The organism is Enterobacter sp. Taxon_2, from assembly GCF_058355295.1.
On record NZ_CM178024.1, the window covers coordinates 1,392,536 to 1,411,385 of the forward strand.

At 54.3% G+C, this 18,850-nt stretch carries 18 protein-coding genes; 4 read left to right on the forward strand and 14 right to left on the reverse strand.

What is annotated here, in order from left to right; genetic code table 11:
• Positions 1-5: 5 nt before the first annotated feature.
• The gene (gene dinG / locus AC4IC4_RS06525; RefSeq protein WP_491472381.1) at positions 6-2,183 is read left to right on the forward strand and encodes an ATP-dependent DNA helicase DinG; all 2,178 of its coding nucleotides are present in this window, start codon (positions 6-8) and stop codon (positions 2,181-2,183) included.
• Here dinG and AC4IC4_RS06530 read toward each other — a convergent pair.
• The 5 genes from AC4IC4_RS06530 to AC4IC4_RS06550 all read right to left on the reverse strand — a co-directional run bounded on the left by AC4IC4_RS06530 (position 2,170) and on the right by AC4IC4_RS06550 (position 7,529).
• Entirely contained in the window at positions 2,170-2,673 is a 504-nt protein-coding gene (locus AC4IC4_RS06530; protein WP_048991519.1) for a fimbrial protein, read from the reverse strand. The two genes, dinG and AC4IC4_RS06530, sit on opposite strands and share 14 nt — an antisense overlap.
• Positions 2,670-3,656: a fimbrial protein gene (locus AC4IC4_RS06535; RefSeq protein WP_491472801.1), complete on the reverse strand. Its 987-nt coding sequence runs from the start codon at positions 3,654-3,656 to the stop codon at positions 2,670-2,672. The genes AC4IC4_RS06530 and AC4IC4_RS06535 overlap by 4 nt, the downstream gene beginning before the upstream one ends.
• 23 nt (positions 3,657-3,679) lie before the next feature.
• Complete coding sequence (locus AC4IC4_RS06540) at positions 3,680-6,223, reverse strand: fimbria/pilus outer membrane usher protein (RefSeq protein WP_491472382.1); 2,544 nt, start codon at positions 6,221-6,223, stop codon at positions 3,680-3,682.
• 26 nt (positions 6,224-6,249) lie between these two features.
• On the reverse strand, positions 6,250-6,924 hold the full coding sequence (locus AC4IC4_RS06545; RefSeq protein ID WP_491472383.1) for a fimbrial biogenesis chaperone: 675 nt from the start codon (positions 6,922-6,924) through the stop codon (positions 6,250-6,252).
• Between the two features lie 68 nt (positions 6,925-6,992).
• Positions 6,993-7,529, reverse strand: coding sequence for a fimbrial protein (locus AC4IC4_RS06550; RefSeq protein WP_024908718.1), 537 nt, complete (start codon positions 7,527-7,529; stop codon positions 6,993-6,995).
• 256 nt (positions 7,530-7,785) lie between these two features.
• On the opposite strand from AC4IC4_RS06550, the gene ybiB reads away from it, so the two are divergent.
• Complete coding sequence (gene ybiB / locus AC4IC4_RS06555; RefSeq protein WP_491472384.1) at positions 7,786-8,748, forward strand: DNA-binding protein YbiB; 963 nt, start codon at positions 7,786-7,788, stop codon at positions 8,746-8,748.
• A 118-nt stretch (positions 8,749-8,866) separates the two neighbouring features.
• On the opposite strand, the gene ybiJ is transcribed toward ybiB, so the two are convergent.
• The 3 genes from ybiJ to mcbA form a co-directional block, all read right to left on the reverse strand.
• Positions 8,867-9,127 (reverse strand): DUF1471 family protein YbiJ, encoded by a 261-nt coding sequence (gene ybiJ, locus AC4IC4_RS06560; protein ID WP_023310874.1) that lies wholly within the window; start codon positions 9,125-9,127, stop codon positions 8,867-8,869.
• Between the two features lie 285 nt (positions 9,128-9,412).
• Positions 9,413-9,679: a DksA/TraR family C4-type zinc finger protein gene (locus tag AC4IC4_RS06565; RefSeq protein WP_048991516.1), complete on the reverse strand. Its 267-nt coding sequence runs from the start codon at positions 9,677-9,679 to the stop codon at positions 9,413-9,415.
• A 121-nt stretch (positions 9,680-9,800) separates the two neighbouring features.
• A complete protein-coding gene (gene mcbA, locus AC4IC4_RS06570) occupies positions 9,801-10,067 on the reverse strand; it encodes a DUF1471 family periplasmic protein McbA (RefSeq protein WP_491472385.1) in 267 nt (88 codons plus the stop codon).
• Between the two features lie 243 nt (positions 10,068-10,310).
• Here mcbA and rlmF point away from each other — a divergent pair, with 243 nt between their 5' ends.
• A complete protein-coding gene (gene rlmF / locus AC4IC4_RS06575) occupies positions 10,311-11,222 on the forward strand; it encodes a 23S rRNA (adenine(1618)-N(6))-methyltransferase RlmF (protein WP_491472386.1) in 912 nt (303 codons plus the stop codon).
• Positions 11,223-11,270: 48 nt separating this feature from the next.
• Here the strand turns inward: rlmF and ybiO are convergent, their stop codons facing one another.
• The 6 genes from ybiO to rhtA all read right to left on the reverse strand — a co-directional run bounded on the left by ybiO (position 11,271) and on the right by rhtA (position 17,869).
• Positions 11,271-13,484, reverse strand: a complete 2,214-nt coding sequence (gene ybiO / locus AC4IC4_RS06580) for a mechanosensitive channel protein (RefSeq protein ID WP_491472387.1) — start codon at positions 13,482-13,484, stop codon at positions 11,271-11,273.
• A 125-nt stretch (positions 13,485-13,609) separates the two neighbouring features.
• On the reverse strand, positions 13,610-14,332 hold the full coding sequence (gene glnQ, locus AC4IC4_RS06585; RefSeq protein WP_048991512.1) for a glutamine ABC transporter ATP-binding protein GlnQ: 723 nt from the start codon (positions 14,330-14,332) through the stop codon (positions 13,610-13,612).
• A complete protein-coding gene (gene glnP / locus AC4IC4_RS06590; RefSeq protein WP_014169254.1) occupies positions 14,329-14,988 on the reverse strand; it encodes a glutamine ABC transporter permease GlnP in 660 nt (219 codons plus the stop codon). Before glnP ends, glnQ begins: the two co-directional genes overlap by 4 nt.
• Positions 14,989-15,072: 84 nt before the next feature.
• Entirely contained in the window at positions 15,073-15,816 is a 744-nt protein-coding gene (gene glnH, locus AC4IC4_RS06595) for a glutamine ABC transporter substrate-binding protein GlnH (protein WP_023310880.1), read from the reverse strand.
• Between the two features lie 362 nt (positions 15,817-16,178).
• Positions 16,179-16,682: a DNA starvation/stationary phase protection protein Dps gene (gene dps, locus AC4IC4_RS06600; RefSeq protein WP_491472388.1), complete on the reverse strand. Its 504-nt coding sequence runs from the start codon at positions 16,680-16,682 to the stop codon at positions 16,179-16,181.
• 299 nt (positions 16,683-16,981) lie between these two features.
• On the reverse strand, positions 16,982-17,869 hold the full coding sequence (gene rhtA / locus AC4IC4_RS06605) for a threonine/homoserine exporter RhtA (protein WP_024908710.1): 888 nt from the start codon (positions 17,867-17,869) through the stop codon (positions 16,982-16,984).
• Between the two features lie 354 nt (positions 17,870-18,223).
• Between rhtA and ompX the strand changes: the two genes are divergently transcribed.
• Complete coding sequence (gene ompX / locus AC4IC4_RS06610) at positions 18,224-18,742, forward strand: outer membrane protein OmpX (RefSeq protein WP_024908709.1); 519 nt, start codon at positions 18,224-18,226, stop codon at positions 18,740-18,742.
• Positions 18,743-18,850 lie beyond the last annotated feature (108 nt).

The following is an 18,850-nucleotide window of genomic DNA, read 5'->3' on the forward strand; positions in this document are numbered from 1 at the left end:
TTCCGATGGCTTTAACCGCGGCGCTGAAAGCGCAAATTGGCACCTGGTATAAGGCGCTACAACAGCAGATCCCCGACTTTATCCCCCGAGCGCCGCAGCGGCAGATGATTGCTGACGTGGCAAAAACGCTCGCCGGGGACGACGGGCGACATCTGGCGATTGAAGCCCCGACCGGCGTCGGGAAAACCTTGTCGTATCTCATTCCCGGCATTGCCATTGCGCGGGAAGAGGGCAAAACGCTGGTGGTCAGCACCGCCAACGTGGCGCTGCAGGATCAGATCTTCAGCAAAGATTTACCGCTGCTGCGTAAAATCATCCCCGACCTGCGGTTTACGGCCGCCTTTGGTCGCGGGCGTTACGTGTGCCCGCGTAACCTGGCGGCGCTGGCCAGCAGCGAGCCGAATCAACAGGATCTGCTCGCGTTTCTGGATGACGAGCTGACGCCAAACAATATGGCCGAGCAGGAGCAGTGTGCAAAACTCAAAGCCGAGCTCGACGGCTATAAGTGGGACGGCCTGCGGGATCACACCAGCCAGGCCATCAGCGACGACTTATGGCGCAGGCTTAGCACCGATAAAGCGAGCTGCCTGAACCGTAACTGTCACTACTACCGCGAGTGCCCGTTCTTTGTCGCCCGGCGCGAAATTCAGGAAGCCGAAGTGGTGGTGGCTAACCACGCGCTGGTGATGGCGGCGCTGGAGAGCGAAGCGGTGCTGCCGGAGCCGAAAAACCTGCTGCTGGTGCTCGACGAAGGCCACCATCTGCCGGACGTGGCGCGGGACGCGCTGGAGATGAGCGCGGAAATTACCGCCCCCTGGTTCCGCCTGCAGCTCGATCTCTTCTGCAAGCTTGTCGCTACCTGCATGGAGCAGTTTCGCCCGAAAACCACGCCGCCGCTGGCGGTGCCCGAGCGTCTGAGCGACCACTGCGAAGAGGTTTACAGCCTTATCTCGTCCCTGAACAACATCCTGAATCTTTATCTTCCTGCAACCCAGGAGGCGGAACACCGCTTTGCGATGGGCGAGCTGCCGGACGAGGTGATGGAGATCTGCCAGCAGCTGGCGAAGCATCTGGAAAAGCTGCGCGGGCTGGCGGAGATGTTCTTAAACGATCTGAGCGAGAAAACCGGCTCGCATGACGTGGTGCGTCTGCACCGCATCCTGCTGCAGATGAACCGCGCGCTGGGCATGTTCGAAGCGCAGAGCAAGCTCTGGCGGCTCGCCTCGATGGCGCAGGCGTCCGGCGCGCCGGTCACCAAATGGGCCACCCGCGAAGTGCGGGACGGGCAGGTGCACCTCTTTTTCCACTGCGTGGGCATCCGCGTGGCCGATCAGCTGGAAAAGCTGATCTGGCGCAGCGTACCGCACGTGGTGGTCACCTCTGCCACGCTGCGTTCCCTGAACAGTTTCTCAAGGCTGCAGGAGATGAGCGGGCTTAAAGAGAAAGCGGGCGACCGCTTCGTGGCGCTGGACTCGCCGTTTAACCACTGCGAGCAGGGCAAGCTGGTGATCCCGCGTATGAAATTCGAGCCGCTCATCGACAACGAGGAGCAGCACATTGCGGAGATGGCGGCCTACTTCCGCGAACAGGTCGAGAGTAAAAAGTACCCCGGCATGCTGGTGCTGTTTGCCAGCGGGCGCGCGATGCAGCGCTTCCTGGAACACGTCACCGATCTGCGTTTATTGCTGCTGGTGCAGGGCGATCAGCCGCGCTACCGGCTGGTGGAAACTCACCGCAAACGTATCGATAACGGCGAGCGCAGCGTGCTGGTGGGATTACAATCCTTCGCGGAAGGTCTGGATTTGAAGGGCGATTACCTGACGCAGGTGCATATCCATAAAATTGCCTTCCCGCCCATCGACAGCCCGGTCGTCATCACCGAAGGTGAATGGCTGAAAAGCCTCAATCGCTATCCGTTTGAGGTGCAGAGTTTACCTGCGGCGTCGTTTAACCTTATTCAGCAGGTCGGGCGTCTGATCCGTAGCCACGGCTGCTGGGGGGAGGTGGTGATTTATGACAAGCGTCTCCTCACCAAAAACTACGGCCAACGACTGTTGAACGCGCTGCCGATCTTTCCGATTGAACAGCCAGAGGTGCCCGAGGTAAAAAAACGCCCGGCGACACTGACCGCCGGGCGCAGGAAAAGCATCCGTGCTAAGGGGCGCGGTCCTACTGGTAAGTGAAGGTCACCTGCACCACGCTGCTGAACGTCCCCGCACTCACCGGCATGGAGGTGGCGTAGTAGCGTGCGGCGAGTGGGAAGTCGACGGTATGATCGCTTTGATTAACCAGGGCGCTGAAGCTCGCCTGCGGGGCTATCGTAATGCGATCCAGGCGGTCTGCCAGCTCCAGCGCCAGCCCGCCGGCGCTGCCCGTGCTGGCAAATTTCGTCGGGTGTGCGCTGTCCGCCTGGCCGTTAAAGGTCGCGGTGGCGAGTGTGGTGGTGGACGGGCATTTGGACAGCGTAAGATCAAAATTCTTCCACTCCCCGGTATCCCCCACATCCTTAAAATCGCTGGAGGCGGCTTGTCCCAGGTTAACGGTCAAATTCTGGCTGGCGCTGTCTACCGAGCAGGTATTGGCGATGATATTGCCTCTCATCTGGATCGCGATCTCATCGGCATTCGCCTGCGTGAGAAGGCCTGCCAGTAGCAGTAAGGTGATTTTTTTCATTTATATCCCAACGTAATCGTGGCAATGCTGTTTGCTGTGCCGGGGGTGACGCTGGCTGCCGTTTGTTGATATGCGACCTCAAACGGGATCGCCAGCGGAACGTTTGCTTGTGCGATGGCCGCCGTATTTTTGTAGGTATCAAACTCGGCGACTTCGCCATCGAACAACATGCGTACCCCTACACCGGTTGCCACGCCGTTCTCCTGAGTGAGTTTGATGACGCCGGGAAAATCTGTTTCATAACCGTTTGCGCTGGAAACCATGACTTCGGGCTGCACGGTGTCGTTGCAGTTGACGGTAACGTCGAACGTCTGAGACGACGTCAGGGTCCCTGTCCCGGTGAAGTCGCTGACCGGGAAATCGCCCAGCGTTACGGTAAGGCTTTTCGGCGAAACGGAGCAGGTGACTTCGTTGAACGTGACGTTACCCGAATAGGAAATGGTGTTCGGACTGCCTATGCCCTCCTGATTGTAAACGCCAAGCCCAAACTCCGTCTGAGCCTGAGAAAGCGAACCTGAGGACACAGTGGAGCTGGTTTTCACCAGCTCCAGAGTTACGTCAAAATTGAACGAGAGCTGTCCATCTGAAGAGAGATATCCCACCGGCGTATTCCGGGAATCACAGTGGACGCCACCGGCCCCCTGGATGCGTTGCCCCTGATCGTTCATCAGGGCGATACCAATCCCGGCGACACCAGAGTCGTACACGCCCGGCAGGCCCGGTATTTCTGAACCGGAACCATAATAGCAAGCCACTATTTCCATCCCCGGGCTGTAGGTACTGGAGCAATTTCCGGCAACGTGTACCGTCTGCTCTGAACCCGGAATGGTCGCGCCAACGGCCAGCGAGGTGGGTACCGATATGGAGGCCACATCAATCATCTTTGGCATATCCGGTGACGTGCATGACGCTTTCGCGTACGGCATGAATAATGCGGATATTCCCAGCACTAACAATAAAAAACTCTGTTTAACGATTTGCATCATCTTACGTCTCAGCCAGTGTATTACTGACATGTTGCGGCAGCGGTAATAATGCCGGATTTATCTCTCTCTTCAGCCAGCGCGTACTGCGCGTTGCATTGTTCGCTGGCATTGTCACCCCACGCAACGGAGAGTTTTCCGCGCGCGGGGAGGCCGGAGAGGTACGTTTGGCCATCTGAGCCAACGATAAATTCGCTGTCCTTATCCTCAGTGCTCACCGTCGCGCCGAAGGGCAGCGGTTTACCGTTGTGCGTGAGCGTCATCAGCACGCGATTGCCCACGCGGGTGTTAAAGCTGGCGCGCACCACCGCTCCCCGCGTTGGGGTGACGACCTGCGCCGCGTGCGTCACGTCGGCATCATCCGGCAGCGTTTCGGTATCCAGCGCAATGGTGTTATGGCGATACGCGGTGACGAATGGCACGACGGTGTAGCCGCGGAAATCGGTCTCAACGCCCGTCTGGTTGGTGATATGCGTCCCGTGCGTTCCCGGCGCCTTCACCAGCGCGATGGTCTCACCGAGCGGCTGGCTCAGGGTGATGCCGTTCGCATGGGCAACCACGCCGCCCTGCAAACCGACGTTCACGGTCTGCTGATATTTATCCTGACTGACGCCTGCGCTCACTTCGCCATAGGTCGCTTTGTAATCGGCGTTCATGCTGGTGGAGTTACCGCTGCCGGTACTGCTCAGCCCTTCCTGAATATTCCAGTTCAGGTTGTCTTCCTTCAGCGCCGTGCCGTTCAGGCCGATATTCTGCGTGGTACCGTCTTTGGTATTGTTCAGGTTGTAGGTGGCCCAGGTGTTATGCATCCAGTGGTCCAGCGGCACGGAGACGCTCAGCGAGAACTGGTTGTCGTTCGTCACTTCGTCGCCGTTTTCATCGCTGTCCTGGGTGTTCTTGTTCATGCTGTAGCTCAGGCTGTAGCTCACCCCGTGCCAGCTGTTGTTGTAGCTGACGCTCATGGAGGTCATGTCCTGGTTCTGGCTCCAGTAAGTCTCTTTCACCATGCTCAGGGTGACGGACCCCCAGCCTTCGGGCAGCGTCTGGTCGATGGTGGCCTCGGTTCGGGCGCGGCGCTGCTGGGGGGCAGACCAGTCGTCAGAGCGGGTATATGACTCCATGGTGTCTTCAAGGGTGTAAAACCCTTTGCTGTTGTAGCGATAGCCCGCGAGCGAGAAGTTGGTGCCTGAACCGGCAAAATCTTTGCTGTAGCGCACGCGCCAGGACTGGCCTTTGCTGGCCTGCTGCTTTTTCAGCAGGGCCTTTGCGCGGGTGACGTCGATGGAGAACGCCCCTAAATCGCCCATGTTTTTCCCGGCGCCGAGCGCCTGGGACTGATAGTGGCTGCTCTGCTGTATGCCGCCGTAAGCGGTAAAACCAAAGGGCAGGCCGTAAATCGCGCTGCCCTGGGCAAACGGAGTTTTCTCGACGTCTTTGTCGTAGGAACGGTACCGCCCTGCGGTCACGCTGTAGCGCAGGTTTTTTTCGCGCTGCAGTACCGGTACAGAGGCATATGGCACCACGAAATGGCTTTCGCTGCCGTCGGTCTCTTTCACGGTGACCTGCAGATCGCCGCTGCTGCCGGTGGGGTAAAGGTCGTTAATTTCAAACGCGCCGGGGGCGACCGTGTTATGATAAATGACGTAGCCGTTCTGGCGAACCATCACCAGCGCATTGCTGTGTGCGGTGCCGCGAATAATGGGCGCATAGCCTTTTTCGCTGTCCGGCAGCATGTCGCTGTCGGATTTAAGCTCCACGCCGGTGTAGGGTACGCTGTCAAAAACATCAGAAGGCGAAGAGCTTTGTCCAACGGTGAGGTCGCTTTTCATCGCCACGATATCGCGCTGGGCATAGGTATAAACGGAAGAGAATTTTTGCTGCTCTTCCTTGCCCTGGGTGCTGCGATTCCACGTGGAGTAGTTGCGTACGAGCCAGGCGCCAACGTTAAACCCGGGACGCAGGTTAATGTACTGGCTGCTGTTATTCTGCTCGCCCGACTGTCGCGCATGGCTCTGGCTGGCAGTCGCGCTGTAGTTGAGAATACCTGCGGTGATCCCCTCGTCGAATTCTTTCGGGTCGATATAGCCGCGTGGAACCTGGCCCAGGGCCAGTTGAGGGATACTGAGCAGCAGCTGCTGATTGCGAACGTGAAAAGACGTGGAGGCTGCCGGGATGGCGGTTAAATCGGCACACTGGCCTTTTGCCATCAGCGCCGGATATTTTTGGGTTTTGATCCCAAGGCTTTTTAAATCATTCAGGCTAAAGCAGGGCTGAAGTGAACTGCTGCCGTGTGAACCTTTTTGCAATGTGAACGTGACGTCGCGGGTATCAATTTTATTATTATTAATAAAAATAGCGACCTGATATTTCCCCGGTGCCTGCCCTGGCCCTTTTTCGTAAACCGACAGATCGGTCTTACCCTGTTGCGGATTATCAATATCCAGCAGTGCGGGGTTAAAATAATCATCAGCCATAACCTGCTGCGCAAAGATCGCCAGTGCCAGGCCACAGAGAATGACCAGCAGTGATGAAATTCGGCAGGTGAACGGCTTTTTATGGCTGTACATGATTATTTTATTACCGGGGGATAGTATTAACGAACGGCTTTCGACCAGGTATGGCTGATGCTGCCGTAATCAGTAATAATGGAATACGTGACGGTTGAGCCTCCGATATTGCCAGGCAAGGCAAAATGCGTTTCCGTTTTCGGGACCGCCCAGGTGGCTTTTGTTACTTTATGACCGTTCAGCGTGACGGTTTGGAAGTTCATAAAGAAAGGCGTGGGGTTATTCACCACCAGTTCATTACCTTCACGGCGCCATTCAAGCTTATCGGCCACCTCTTCTGGTCTGCCTTGTACTGCTGACGGGCGATAAAGCAATTTAATACGCGTATTAATGGCAATTTGTAGCGTATTCACACCTTCGACGTGCTTTGATGATGGGATCGCTTTAATATTTAACCAGTACAGAGATTCCCTGTCTTCCGGTAAATTTCCGCCCGTACGTACAACGCGCAGAACGTTATCTTCTTTCGCATCCAGACGGAAAAGAGGTGGGGTGATCAGGAACGGCGCTTTGGCCAGGTTTTTACCGCCAGAGTCGACCCAGGACTGTACCAGATAATCCGTTGCATCTGGGTTTGAAAGACCAAGAGACGATTCCTTTTTCTCTCCCTGGTAGACCAGACGTGTGCCATTAATAATGACACCTGCATGTGCAGTAGTGGCCGCCAGTAAAAGCGTGCTCAGTAAATAACCGTGGCGCATAAATATTTCTCAATAAGATAAGAGATATTAACGTGTATAACCGCGTTAATATCTCAGGATTGATAATATCAGTTATAGATAACGGTGAAGGTCGAAACGGAGTTAGCCGGACCTGCGGTAATCGCGGCCCCGGTTTGAATATAACGCGCGCCGAATATCAGGTCGTTAACTGCTGTACCGGAGGCTAACGGATATTGCTGAGAAGGGGTGTACAGACTCACCGGCTGCTCAGAAGCGTCAACCAGCTGAATAGCGACACCCGTTGCCGCATCCACATCCGGCGTTAATGCCAGCGTTGCGTTGTTATTCGCATCCGGCGTTCCGCCGAAGTTAATCGCTGCAGAGGTAACGGTTTCCGGACAGTCTTTTAACTGAATATCGAACTTCGTTAACGTGCTGGTAGAGCCTGCCCCGGTAAATACCGTTTTAGAGACTTTACCTAACTGAACGTTTAACGGGTTACTTAACCCATTAACCACCTGACACGCTGAATCAATAATTTCTCCGGTGAAATTGATCTGCCCTTCACCGTTTGTTGCCGCAAATGCGGATGCAGAACATCCCACCGCTGCGGCGATGAATAAACCTAAAGCAACCTTGTTCATAGTGAATCCTGATATGTGACTGGTGCGAACGTTGCCTGGACGTTTTCACCGTTGACCCTGGAAGACTTTCCGCTGGTTATTTAATCAAAAAATACATGTCTAAGAATCTTCTACAGAAATCACAAATAATTGAAAAATTGCTTGTATATATTTTTTTTCATTAAAACAGAGCATTGGGTTAGGGGATAAAACACTAACGGCCGGGCAATCATCAGGGCTATATTGTTAACAAGATGATGTTGTCAGGAGAGAAGTCGTGGATTACCGCAAAATTATCAAAGAGGTAGGGCGTGGGAAAAATCATGCCCGCGATCTGGACCATGAAACCGCGCGTGCACTTTACACCCGCATGCTTGAGGGCGACGTCCCCGACCTGGAAATGGGGGGCATTCTGATCGCGCTGCGTATCAAAGGAGAGGGTGAGGCGGAGATGCGCGGGTTCTATGAAGCCATGCAGGCGCAAACGCTGCGCTTAACGCCGCCTGTGGCAAAGCCCATGCCGATCGTAATCCCGAGCTACAACGGCGCGCGCAAGCAGGCAAATTTAACCCCGCTTCTTGCTATTTTATTACATAAGCTGGGGTTCCCGGTGGTGGTGCACGGGGTGAGTGAAGACCCCACTCGCGTACTGACGGAAACCATTTTCGGGATGCTGGGCATCGAGCCAACGCGTCATGCCGGTCAGGCGCAGGCGAAGCTGGATGGCCATCAGCCCGTTTATATCCCGGTTGGCACACTTTGCCCGCCACTTGAAAAGCAGCTCGATATGCGCTGGCGCATGGGCGTGCGCAACAGTGCGCACACGCTGGCGAAACTGGCCACACCGTTTGGCGAAGATGCCGCCCTTCGTCTTTCCAGCGTCTCGCACCCGGAATACGTGGCGCGTGTGGGTCAGTTCTTTGCGGCTATTGGTGGAAGGGCGTTACTGATGCACGGCACGGAAGGTGAGGTTTATGCGAACCCACAGCGTTGCCCGCAGGTGATGCTGATTGATTCTGCAGGTACGCGCGCCATTCTGGAACGCGGAGAGGAAAATAGCGGTGTGATATTGCCTGAGGCAAAAGATCCCCATACTACAGCCCACTGGATTGAGCAGTGCCTTGCCGGAAAAGTTCCTGTTCCGTATTCGATCAAGTTGCAGATGGCCTGCTGTTTGCTGGCAACCGGTGAAGTGGACACGGTAGAAGCCGGGCTGGCACGCGTGGCGCAGTCTTTTTAACTAAAAAAAAGCCCGTCCAGTGGCGGACGGGCAAGCAAGGGTAACAAACAACAGGGTCAATGAGGGTTGGAGCAGCTCACCAGAGGGTTTGGCGAGGGGACAGCATTCGTTCAGGCGATTATTTGTAGATAACCGCGGTACCGCTCAGCTTGTTATTGCCGTTAGCGGAGGTAATGGTGTATCCGCTTGCACCGGCAGCAGCGGCTTTCTCAGCCAGTTTGGCTTCCAGACCGTCCAGCGTGGTCGCGCCATCAGCACTCACCACACCGACTTTATTCATGTTTTGTGCCTGAGTTGAAGAGACTGGCTCTACGGCGAAAGCGCCGAAAGACAGAGCGGACAGGGCAACAGCAGCTACAGCATATTTGATGGTTTTCATAATTAATCTCTCGCAGGTGTTTCTGTTAAGGGGACGATGTTCCGTCGATGTGATAAGTATCACGGTTTTTTACGAGGGATAAAATCGAAGAGAATTGACGTGGTTACTCAAAAAAATTGAATGACAAATAACTTATTGAATATTAATAAATTCAAACTGGCGATTTACACTTCTTGTTGATGCGCTTTACAGAAGCGAAATGAAGGGCACATTTTGCCACGCGGTTCGTTAAAAATCGTGAGCGTAAAGGTAAGGGCCTGCGGGGTTAACTTAGGTAAAGGAAAGTCAACGTAACTGGCTGTCTTTCGAACCTCTGCGATTATATCCCGAATGCGATGAGTTTTTTGAATCTTTATGCTGCTGGCAGGAGATGCAAAGCCTTACGCCGGGGATGGCTTTCCGGCGCGCCTCCGGAATGGGTTCTCCGCATTCTTCGCATTCCGTTAAGCTTTCGCCGCGCGGAATTTCACCGCGGGCGCGCGCAACCGCATCTTCAATAGTACTGTTGATCTGTTCGTTAACAGCGTCGTCATTTGCCCAGCCGGAAGCCATTATGCCCTCCTGATATCGGTTTCAGCCCTGCTTTTAATATGGGGTTAAAAAACGAACAGTCAAGGCGAGGGGGAAGAGAACTGCATCCGGTGGTCAGATGCAGTCTGGGGAAAAAAGCAGATTATTTATAAATGGTCGCTGTGCCGTACATATGGTTATCTCCGCCAGCGGAGTTCACCACGAATCCTTTTGCACCTTCCTGGCGGGCTTTTTCAGCCAGTTTATCTTGCAGATCGTCAAGGTTGCTGGCACGGCTAACCGAAACGGTGCCTGCAGGACGGAGTTGGCTGGTGTCGTTACTCTGGGTCAGTGACTGAACGGCCATGGCAGAGAATGAAGCAGTTGCCAGGACGCCAGCGATAATAGCAAGGGTCAGATACTTTTTCATAATCACATCCTCATGAGGAAACAGCAGGTGATTCCCTTTAAGTTTAGAAGCCTGATGAGTGTGACTTAGCGCAAATATTTGATGATGATCTGCTTATTTTTTGAACGATATAAATTGACAATTCGCTGACAGATCATAGACATAAAGGTCTTTGATTTATGGCGTTTTTTTGAGCGACGCAGAGAAAGATTTACCGTTGGGCCAGCAAAGGGTATCTTACGCCGCTGTTTAAAGGAGAATGCCATGACTGCCCAAAAGCCGGGATTGCACCCGCGAAATCGCCACCGCAGCCGCTACGACATGAATGCGTTATGCCTGAGCTGCCCGCCGCTGCAGGACTACCTGGTTCAGACCCCAGCGGGAGAGCCCTCGGTCAACTTTGCTGACCCGCAGGCGGTTAAAATGTTGAACAAAGCTCTACTGGCGCATTTTTACGGTGTGGCTCACTGGGATATTCCGGAAGGCTTTCTCTGTCCACCTGTGCCGGGCCGCGCGGATTACGTGCATCACCTTGCCGATCTTCTTGCCGAGGGCAATGAGGGCGTTGTTCCGCAGCAGGCCACCATTCTGGATATTGGCACCGGGGCGAATCTGATTTACCCGCTGATCGGCGCGCATGAATACCACTGGCGCTTTACCGGAAGCGAAATCGGTGCCGAGGCCTTTGCCAGCGCCCAGGCGATTATCAGCGCGAATCCTGGGTTGAGCCGCGCCATTCGCCTGCGTCGTCAGAAAGAGGCGGTGTCGATCTTCAACGGCATTATTCACAAAAACGAAAGCTATGACGCCACGATGTGCAATCCGCCGTTCCATGATTCGGCGGCATCGGCCCGCGCGGGCAGCGAGCGCAAGCGCCGCAATCTGGGTCAGGCTGAAGACGCCGCGCTGAACTTCGGCGGTCAGCAGCAGGAGCTCTGGTGTGAAGGGGGCGAAGTGGCGTTTATCCTGCGCATGATTGCGGAAAGCAAACAGTTTGGCCGTCAGGTGAAGTGGTTCACGACGCTGGTTTCCCGCGGAGATAACCTGCCGCCACTCTACCGCGCGCTCACGGAAGCGGGTGCCGTAAAAGTGGTGAAAAAAGAGATGGCGCAGGGCCAGAAGCAAAGCCGCTTTATCGCCTGGACGTTTATGGACAATAACAAACGTCGCAAATAGCACTCCGTCGCAGGCCGGGTAAGGCGAAGCCGCCACCCGGCAACGAGGCTACAGCGTCGGCTCCTGCGGTGGGAGCGGCGCTGCGGGCGGCGGTAGTACCTGATAGGTCTGGACCGGCATCCGCACGTTCGCCAGATCGAAGTGTTTTTTCACCATGCTGTCGAGCGCAAAGCGCACCGTCCACTGCTTCAGCGGCTGGGTGGTGAACGACACACGCAGGGTAAACGCCGTGTTCGTCAGTCCGACGATGCCGGCGAATGACGGCTCGCCAATCACCAGCCCGCGAATATCCTCCATCTGCATCAGCTCTTCTACCGCATCGCGCAGCGCCTGCTTCGCTTTATCGGCATCCTCGTGACGATCCACATCGTAGTTCGCTACAACTGAACCAATGCCGCGCACAAAGTTGGCGAAGGTGGTGATCGAAGACCAGGGAATGATGTGGTACGCCCCGGTGTCCTGGCGCACGCCCACCGAGCGGATGGACATCCTCTCCACGGTGCCGGTTAACGGTCCGATGGTCACCAGATCGCCCGTGTTCATCCCGTTCTCAAACTGGATAAAGATGCCGGTAATAATATCCTTCACCAGCGTTTGCGACCCGAAGGAGATCGCCAGGCCCAGGGCACCGGCACCGGCCAGCAGCGGGGCGATATTCACCCCGATTTCCGACAGCACAATCATGATGGTGATGGTGCTGATAATCACCGCCAGCGCGTTACGGAACAGGGTTAACAGCGTTCTTGCCCGCGCGCTGGGCAGGGGACGGCCGTGAATATCGGACACCAGACGGTTCTCGATAAGGCTCGCCAGCAGCGTCCAGCCGACGGCGGAGAAGAACAAAATCAGCGCGATGCGAATCAGGATGTCGACCGTTTTTTCACCCGCACCGTTGTGCAGCCAGTTCCAGAAATCAAACAGGCTCCACGCATTCAGGAGCAGCATAATCGCCACGCAGACGGTGAGAATGCGCGCCACTTTGAGCGATACCGACATCCAGCCGTTCACCCGTTTTTGCAGCTCCGGGTAATTACGCTGTACCTGCGGCGACAGGGTGATGGTTTTCGAGATCCAGCGCGACAGCAGCCCCGACACAAACGCCGCGATACCGATAATGGCCAGGCTTTTGAACGTCGCCCCCATCATGAATTTCAGGCTATTGCCCGGGTCGAACAGCGAGAAGAAGCACAATACGATGAAGTAGGCGCTTGCCAGCCAGTGCCACACCAGGGCGAAAGCGCGGATAAACAGGCTAAAGAACGAAAGGGAGCGATCGGCCAGATTCAGCAGGCTTTGGGTAATGGTTTTTTTATTGTGGAAGATCAGATACAGCGACCAGACGGTAATGCAGATCATGATAATGACGTTTGCCAGCGCCCCGAACTGGACGTTCACCTGGTTGGAGATGATCGGCACGGCAACCAGCAGACCGTAGCCAATCAACCCGCTGAGCACGCTCAGACGCAGCGCCCAGTACTTCGCGCTCTCATCCCGAATGGAGAAAGGACGCAGTTCAGGCACGTGCGGACAAAAAAGTAACCGCAGCAGCGCTTTGAAGAACTCAATCAGGGCAAAGGCGTTCAGGAAAAGCGACTGCTGGAAGGCGATGGTTTTGTTGTCCGCGTTCAGCCTGTCGGCCAACATCTGGCCTAAGAACAGCGTCAACGCAAGCAGCAGTAAATCGATGATAAACGCTGAGGCTATCATCAACGGCAGGTGCAGCCAGCTGCTTTTCTGCTGATTCTTTCTGCGTCCCCATTGCCCCATTTTGCGATAGAGCGGCCACGCGCACAGGCGTACCAGCCAGTAAAAAAGAAATACTGAACCGGCCAGCATCAGGAACTGCGTGGCGGCGGCGGTAAACGTTTGTGGGTTAAACGGCTTATGCGGCGAGCCAATCAGATTGCGGTAGAGCTGAGCAAAGCGCGAGGAGAGCGCTTCCCCATAGTGCCGGCTCACGTCGGTGACATTTTCCAGCACCGTTTTTTGTTCCTCCACCTGGGGAGGGGTGATGACAGGCACCGGCTCCTGCGGCGGCGTGGCGGCCACTTTCCGCAGCTGACCAATAAGTTCCTGCCGGGAGGTGTCGTTCTCAAGGACGTCGGCGAGGGCGCTGTAGGCGGCTTTTTTCTGTTCGACATCGGGTTCCGGTGGTGGCGTATTTTGCTGGCTGGCGGTTGTTCCGGTGGTCACGCCGGGGATCGCGACGGCGAACGATGGCGCACTAAACAGGCTAATCAACAGCAACAGGATCCACGGCACGGCGTCCTCCGGTGAAAATGTCGAACAAAATGATAAGTATAGAAGTCGGGACGCGGAGGGGGATTTTTGGGAACAATCTGGCGTAAAAAAGCCGGGCAAGCCCGGCTTTAGCGTAAAGCGATGGATCAGGAGACGTGCTGCAGGAACTCCTGCAGACGCGGGCTCGGCGGGTTCGCAATTAATTCCTGCGGGTTACCGTCTTCCGCGATACGGCCTTTATCAATAAAGATCAGGCGGGACGCCACTTTTTCAGCGAAGCCGATTTCGTGGGTCACGATCACCATCGTCATCCCTTCTTCTGCCAGATCCTGCATGACCTTCAGCACCTCGTGGCGCAGCTCGGGGTCGAGTGCGGACGTAGGCTCATCAAACAGCATCATTTTCGGTTTGACCGCCAGCGCGCGGGCAATCGCCACGCGCTGTTGTTGACCACCGGACAGCTCAGAAGGGTAGTGGTGCGCGCGTTCAGCCAGGCCGACTTTCGCCAGCAGATCTTTGGCCAGCGCTTCTGCCGCCGCTTTGTTGGCGCCGCGCACGCGCAGGGGGCCAAACATCACGTTCTCCAGCGCCGTCAGGTGCGGGAACAGGTAGAACTGCTGGAACACCATGCCCGCTTCCTGACGAATCAGACGGTCATCCACTTTCGGGTCGTTCACCTTCAGACCGTCGACGATAAGGTCGCCGCTGGTGATCTCTTCCAGCTTGTTGATGCAGCGCAGCAGGGTGGATTTACCGGAGCCGGATGGCCCAATAATCACCACCACTTCACCCTGTTTAATGTTCAGATCAATATTGTGCAGCACCTGGGTTGGGCCAAAGTGCTTGGAAACGTTTTTAAATTCAATCACAGGATTTTCATCCTTCTTTCAAGACGACGCAGAACGAAGCTCAGAACCAGAGTAATGATCAGGTAGACAACGGCTACCGCACTCCAGATTTCCAGCGCACGGAAGTTGCCAGCAATGATCTCCTGACCCTGACGGGTCAGCTCGGCCACGCCGATAACAATGAACAGCGACGTATCTTTAATGCTGATGATCCACTGGTTACCGAGCGGTGGCAGCATGCGACGCAGTGCCAGCGGCAGAATAACGTGGCGGATCGTTTCGCGACGAGAAAGACCTAGCGCCAGACCGGCTTCACTGAAACCTTTATGAATCGACAGCACCGCACCGCGGGTGATTTCCGCAATGTAAGCGCCTGAGTTGATCATAATGGTGACGACGGCTGCGCTGAACGGATCGATGCGCAGGTCGGTGAACGCCATTGGCAGGGCGAAGTAGATGAACATGACCTGTACGACAATTGGGGTGCCGCGGATCACTTCGATGAAAACCAGTGCGATGTGGTTTGCAATCCAGCCGCCGTAGGTGCGAGCGAAACCGGCGACAAGACCGATAATCAACCCACCAACCAGACCCAGGACCGAAATCCACAGGGTCATTTTAGCGCCTTCAAGCAAGATAGGAATGGCAGGCCAGATGGCGCTCCAGTCAAACTGCATGATAATTTCCTGTTACTGTTACCGTGTTTCAAAAATAGCAGGGGCGAAAGGTCGCCCCCGAGTGAACGTCATTGTTACGTCTTATTATTTAGGCTCGGTACCGAACCATTTTTTGTAGATTTCGTTATAGGTGCCGTTCTCTTTCAGCGTTTTCAGCGCGCCGTTAACTTTCGTGCGCAGGTCGTCGCTGCCTTTCGGGAACGCGATACCGTACTGCTGGGCTTCCAGAGACTCACCAACCGCTTTGAACTTGCCGTTGCCCGCGGTTTTGATGAAGTACAGGATGTTCGGCGTGTCGTGCAGAACCGCATCAGCACGGTTGGTGCCGAGTTCCATGTACGCGTTGTCGATGTTCGGGAACTGACGCAGGTCTTTGGTTTTGATATTTGCTTTCGCGTAATCAACCGAACCGGTGCCGCTCTTCACTGCCACCACTTTGCCGTCGAGATCTTTCACGCTTTTTACGTCGTTATTATCGGCTTTGACCATCACCAGCAGGCCGCTTTTGTAGTAGCCGTCAGAGAAGTCGATCGCTTTTTTACGTTCATCGGTAATGGTGATGCCCGCCAGCGCCAGATCAACGTTCTTGGTTTGCAGTGCCGGGATGATGCCGCTGAAGTCCATCGGCTTCAGGGTGTAATCCAGTTTGAGTTCTTTTGCGACTGCGGCCCACAGATCCACATCAAAACCAACGTATTTATCACCCTGTTTGAATTCAAACGGAACGAACGCCGTGTCGGTCGCCACAACCAGTTTGTCGGCAGCCTGAGAGGACACCGCAAAAGCCAGGGTAAGTGCAGCCAGTGAAACTTTTAATACAGACTTCATAGCATTTCCTTTTATATCCACGGGGCGATCCCCTGCGAGAACAGGTGGCACAATGAAAAAATCGTGCCAACTTTACAAGCTATTGTTTTGCAAAGGGGATGATGTCATACATTGCACATTAAATGGGGCAATGAGGTTTTATTGCACCAAAGTGGAGCACTGTTTTGGTGCGCTTCGTTTGGCTCAACTGACGGGGAGATATTTAGCGTAAATTATGACGAAAAAACAATCTTCCGTTAACGGTTGTGTGAGGTGATTATTACATTTCGTTCACTTTTGCAGGTGTGCAGACAAAAACTGTGCACCATAGATGTGCAAAACCCTCACCGGAGGGCGAGGGTTTGATAGAAAATTCGTATGAATTATTCGATGTTAGATTCGATAAACCACAGGAATTGATCCAGGTCGCGGGACGCGGCGGTGAAGATGTCTGCAGTATCTTCGTCTTTGGCTTCGCCAATCGCTTTGCGCACATTATTTGCCACAATCGCGTAGCGGTCGGCCAGCTCTTTCAGGTGATCCTGAACGGTATGGATATCCAGCGGATAACTCTTCAGTGGCGTTTTGCTGTTGATCACCTGCGTGGTACCCAGCGCCACGCCGCCTAGCTGAACGGCACGTTCAGCCATCGTATCGAGGTGGGTCACCAGTGCTGTGCGGAAGCCATCCAGCATTTCATGAACGGCAATAAAGTTTGCACCGCGCATATTCCAGTGGGCCTGTTTGGTGATCAGCGAAAGATCGATGAACTGGATCACCTGGCGATTCAGCAACTCAATGGTTGCTTTTTTGTCGCTGTCCGATACATCGTTACGGGTATAAAGCAGATTAGACGCTTTCGTTTTCACCAGTTTAGCGGTACTCATAATCTCATATCCTCTTGATGTTTATGTCCCAGGTAATTACGGAACTAAGTATAGCACCGGATTTTTTCCCTGCGGTTTGGCTGTGCCTATCGGTATAATAGCGAGAAGGAGGTTGAGAATTTAACTCATTGAAATTAATCTATAATTTTAAAATTGATACAGATCAATCTTAATTACTGGCTGGGAATGTAAACCCAGAGGGATATTTTGAAAATAGGGTAAAGTGTGTAAAAAATTATAACGACAGTCTTTCTGGCCTTTATTCTGCATGGCATGGAAGCCATGCAGAATATATGGGCTTAGCGGATATCCACTTTCTCCACTTTAGGTTCAGGGCGCATGGTGAGCGTCGAGCCCATTGATGCCGCGATAATCGAGCAGAGCGCCAGCGTCTGGGTCAATGTCAGGGTTTCGCCGAGAAACACCATCCCGGAAATGGCGGCTAGCGCAGGCTCCATGCTCATCAGGGTGCCAAATATGCGCGTCGGCAGACGCGTCAGGGCAATCATCTCCAGAGAATAGGGAAGTGCGGTAGAGAGGATCGCGACCGCCAGCCCGATGGGCATGACGGACCATTGCCAGATAGATTCGGTCGCTTGCGCCATGCCGATGGGCACAAAGACGATAGCAGCGATCAGTGACCCCAACGCGACGGTCGCCGGACCGTGCTCTTCTCCTGCACGCTGGCCCGTAAGTATATAGACGGCCCAGCAGGCGCCTGCACCCAGCGCCAGCGCTGCGCCCGTCAGATCAATCTCAGAAACACTCTTGCCCAGCGGCAGCAGGAACCACAACCCCAGTACGGCTAACACGACCCAGATAAAATCGACCGGACGTCGCGAGGAGAAAAGCGCCACCGCCAGCGGGCCGGTAAACTCCAGCGCGACGGCGATCCCCAGCGGTATCGTCTGAATAGAGAGGTAGAACAGGTAGTTCATTGCCCCCAGGGAGAGTCCATAAAACAGCAGCGGTAAACGCTGCTCCTTTTTGAATCGCAGACGCCAGGGTTTGAAAATAACCACCAGTATCGCCGTGCCCAGGACGATACGCAGGGCTGTTACCCCAGGCGCACCGACCAGCGGAAAAAGCGATTTTGCAAGCGAAGCACCGCTTTGAATGGACAACATGGCAATGAGTATGACTGCGACCGGCAACCAGACCGACGACGTGCGGGATAACCCAGGCATCCTTTCTCCTGTCAGCTTATGTCAAATGAGGTAAAAGTTGCAGTGTAAAGGAAATATGCGGCTACGGTTGAGGCGCTGTTGAAAAAAAACCACGTCAAATCCGTAAAATGGTTAAGCGCTGGTGGATTTATCGCCTGTCAGATTAGGAATAATCTGGATGAATGTAACTGCGCAGGCGCGCACTATGCGCATTTAGTAGTGAAAATTGCATGTGATTTGAAAGAGATAGCTGACGCTGGAAACGTTCTGTTACAGGAAAGGTTTCATTAGACATCACGAATCACAAAGAGTTTCGCAAATTTTTTTGATATATTTAAAACTTACGGACTTACTTGGATCACATTTGAGGTGGTTATGAAAAAAATTGCATGTCTTTCAGCACTGGCCGCTGTACTGGCTGTTTCCGCAGGTACCGCTGTAGCTGCTACTTCTACTGTTACTGGTGGTTACGCTCAGAGCGACTATCAGGGCGTGATGAACAAAGCTAACGGTTTCAACCTGAAGTATCGCTACGAGCAGGATAACAACCCACTGGGCGTGATCGGTTCTTTCACCTACACCGAGAAAGATCGTTCTGAAAACGGCGCATACAACAAAGGCCAGTACTACGGTATCACCGCGGGCCCGGCTTACCGTCTGAATGACTGGGCGAGCATCTACGGTGTTGTAGGTGTTGGCTACGGTAAATTCCAGCAGACCGAAAACCAGGGTCTGAACCGCACTGCAAGCAACAGCGACTATGGCTTCTCCTATGGCGCAGGCCTGCAGTTCAACCCAATCCAGGACGTTGCTCTGGACTTCTCCTATGAGCAGAGCCGTATCCGCAACGTTGACGTTGGCACCTGGATCGCTGGCGTAGGTTACCGCTTCTAATCACTTCGGTGATTAAATAAAAAATCCGCCCAATGTGGCGGATTTTTTTTTGTCGAAGAGAAAAGCAAAACGGCAACCTTAGGTTGCCGTTTTTAGTGTTTGTTCCCT

What these genes read in the sequence shown, in the direction of transcription:
- ompX (WP_024908709.1), top strand. Translation starts at nt 18,224, where the DNA reads ATGAAAAAAATTGCATGTCTTTCAGCACTGGCCGCTGTACTGGCTGTT.
- AC4IC4_RS06535 (WP_491472801.1), bottom strand. Translation starts at nt 3,656, where the DNA reads ATGCAAATCGTTAAACAGAGTTTTTTATTGTTAGTGCTGGGAATATCC.
- rhtA (WP_024908710.1), bottom strand. Translation starts at nt 17,869, where the DNA reads ATGCCTGGGTTATCCCGCACGTCGTCGGTCTGGTTGCCGGTCGCAGTC.
- dinG (WP_491472381.1), top strand. Translation starts at nt 6, where the DNA reads ATGGCTTTAACCGCGGCGCTGAAAGCGCAAATTGGCACCTGGTATAAG.
- glnH (WP_023310880.1), bottom strand. Translation starts at nt 15,816, where the DNA reads ATGAAGTCTGTATTAAAAGTTTCACTGGCTGCACTTACCCTGGCTTTT.
- AC4IC4_RS06550 (WP_024908718.1), bottom strand. Translation starts at nt 7,529, where the DNA reads ATGAACAAGGTTGCTTTAGGTTTATTCATCGCCGCAGCGGTGGGATGT.
- AC4IC4_RS06530 (WP_048991519.1), bottom strand. Translation starts at nt 2,673, where the DNA reads ATGAAAAAAATCACCTTACTGCTACTGGCAGGCCTTCTCACGCAGGCG.
- dps (WP_491472388.1), bottom strand. Translation starts at nt 16,682, where the DNA reads ATGAGTACCGCTAAACTGGTGAAAACGAAAGCGTCTAATCTGCTTTAT.
- AC4IC4_RS06565 (WP_048991516.1), bottom strand. Translation starts at nt 9,679, where the DNA reads ATGGCTTCCGGCTGGGCAAATGACGACGCTGTTAACGAACAGATCAAC.
- AC4IC4_RS06545 (WP_491472383.1), bottom strand. Translation starts at nt 6,924, where the DNA reads ATGCGCCACGGTTATTTACTGAGCACGCTTTTACTGGCGGCCACTACT.
- rlmF (WP_491472386.1), top strand. Translation starts at nt 10,311, where the DNA reads ATGACTGCCCAAAAGCCGGGATTGCACCCGCGAAATCGCCACCGCAGC.
- AC4IC4_RS06540 (WP_491472382.1), bottom strand. Translation starts at nt 6,223, where the DNA reads ATGTACAGCCATAAAAAGCCGTTCACCTGCCGAATTTCATCACTGCTG.
- ybiJ (WP_023310874.1), bottom strand. Translation starts at nt 9,127, where the DNA reads ATGAAAACCATCAAATATGCTGTAGCTGCTGTTGCCCTGTCCGCTCTG.
- glnP (WP_014169254.1), bottom strand. Translation starts at nt 14,988, where the DNA reads ATGCAGTTTGACTGGAGCGCCATCTGGCCTGCCATTCCTATCTTGCTT.
- mcbA (WP_491472385.1), bottom strand. Translation starts at nt 10,067, where the DNA reads ATGAAAAAGTATCTGACCCTTGCTATTATCGCTGGCGTCCTGGCAACT.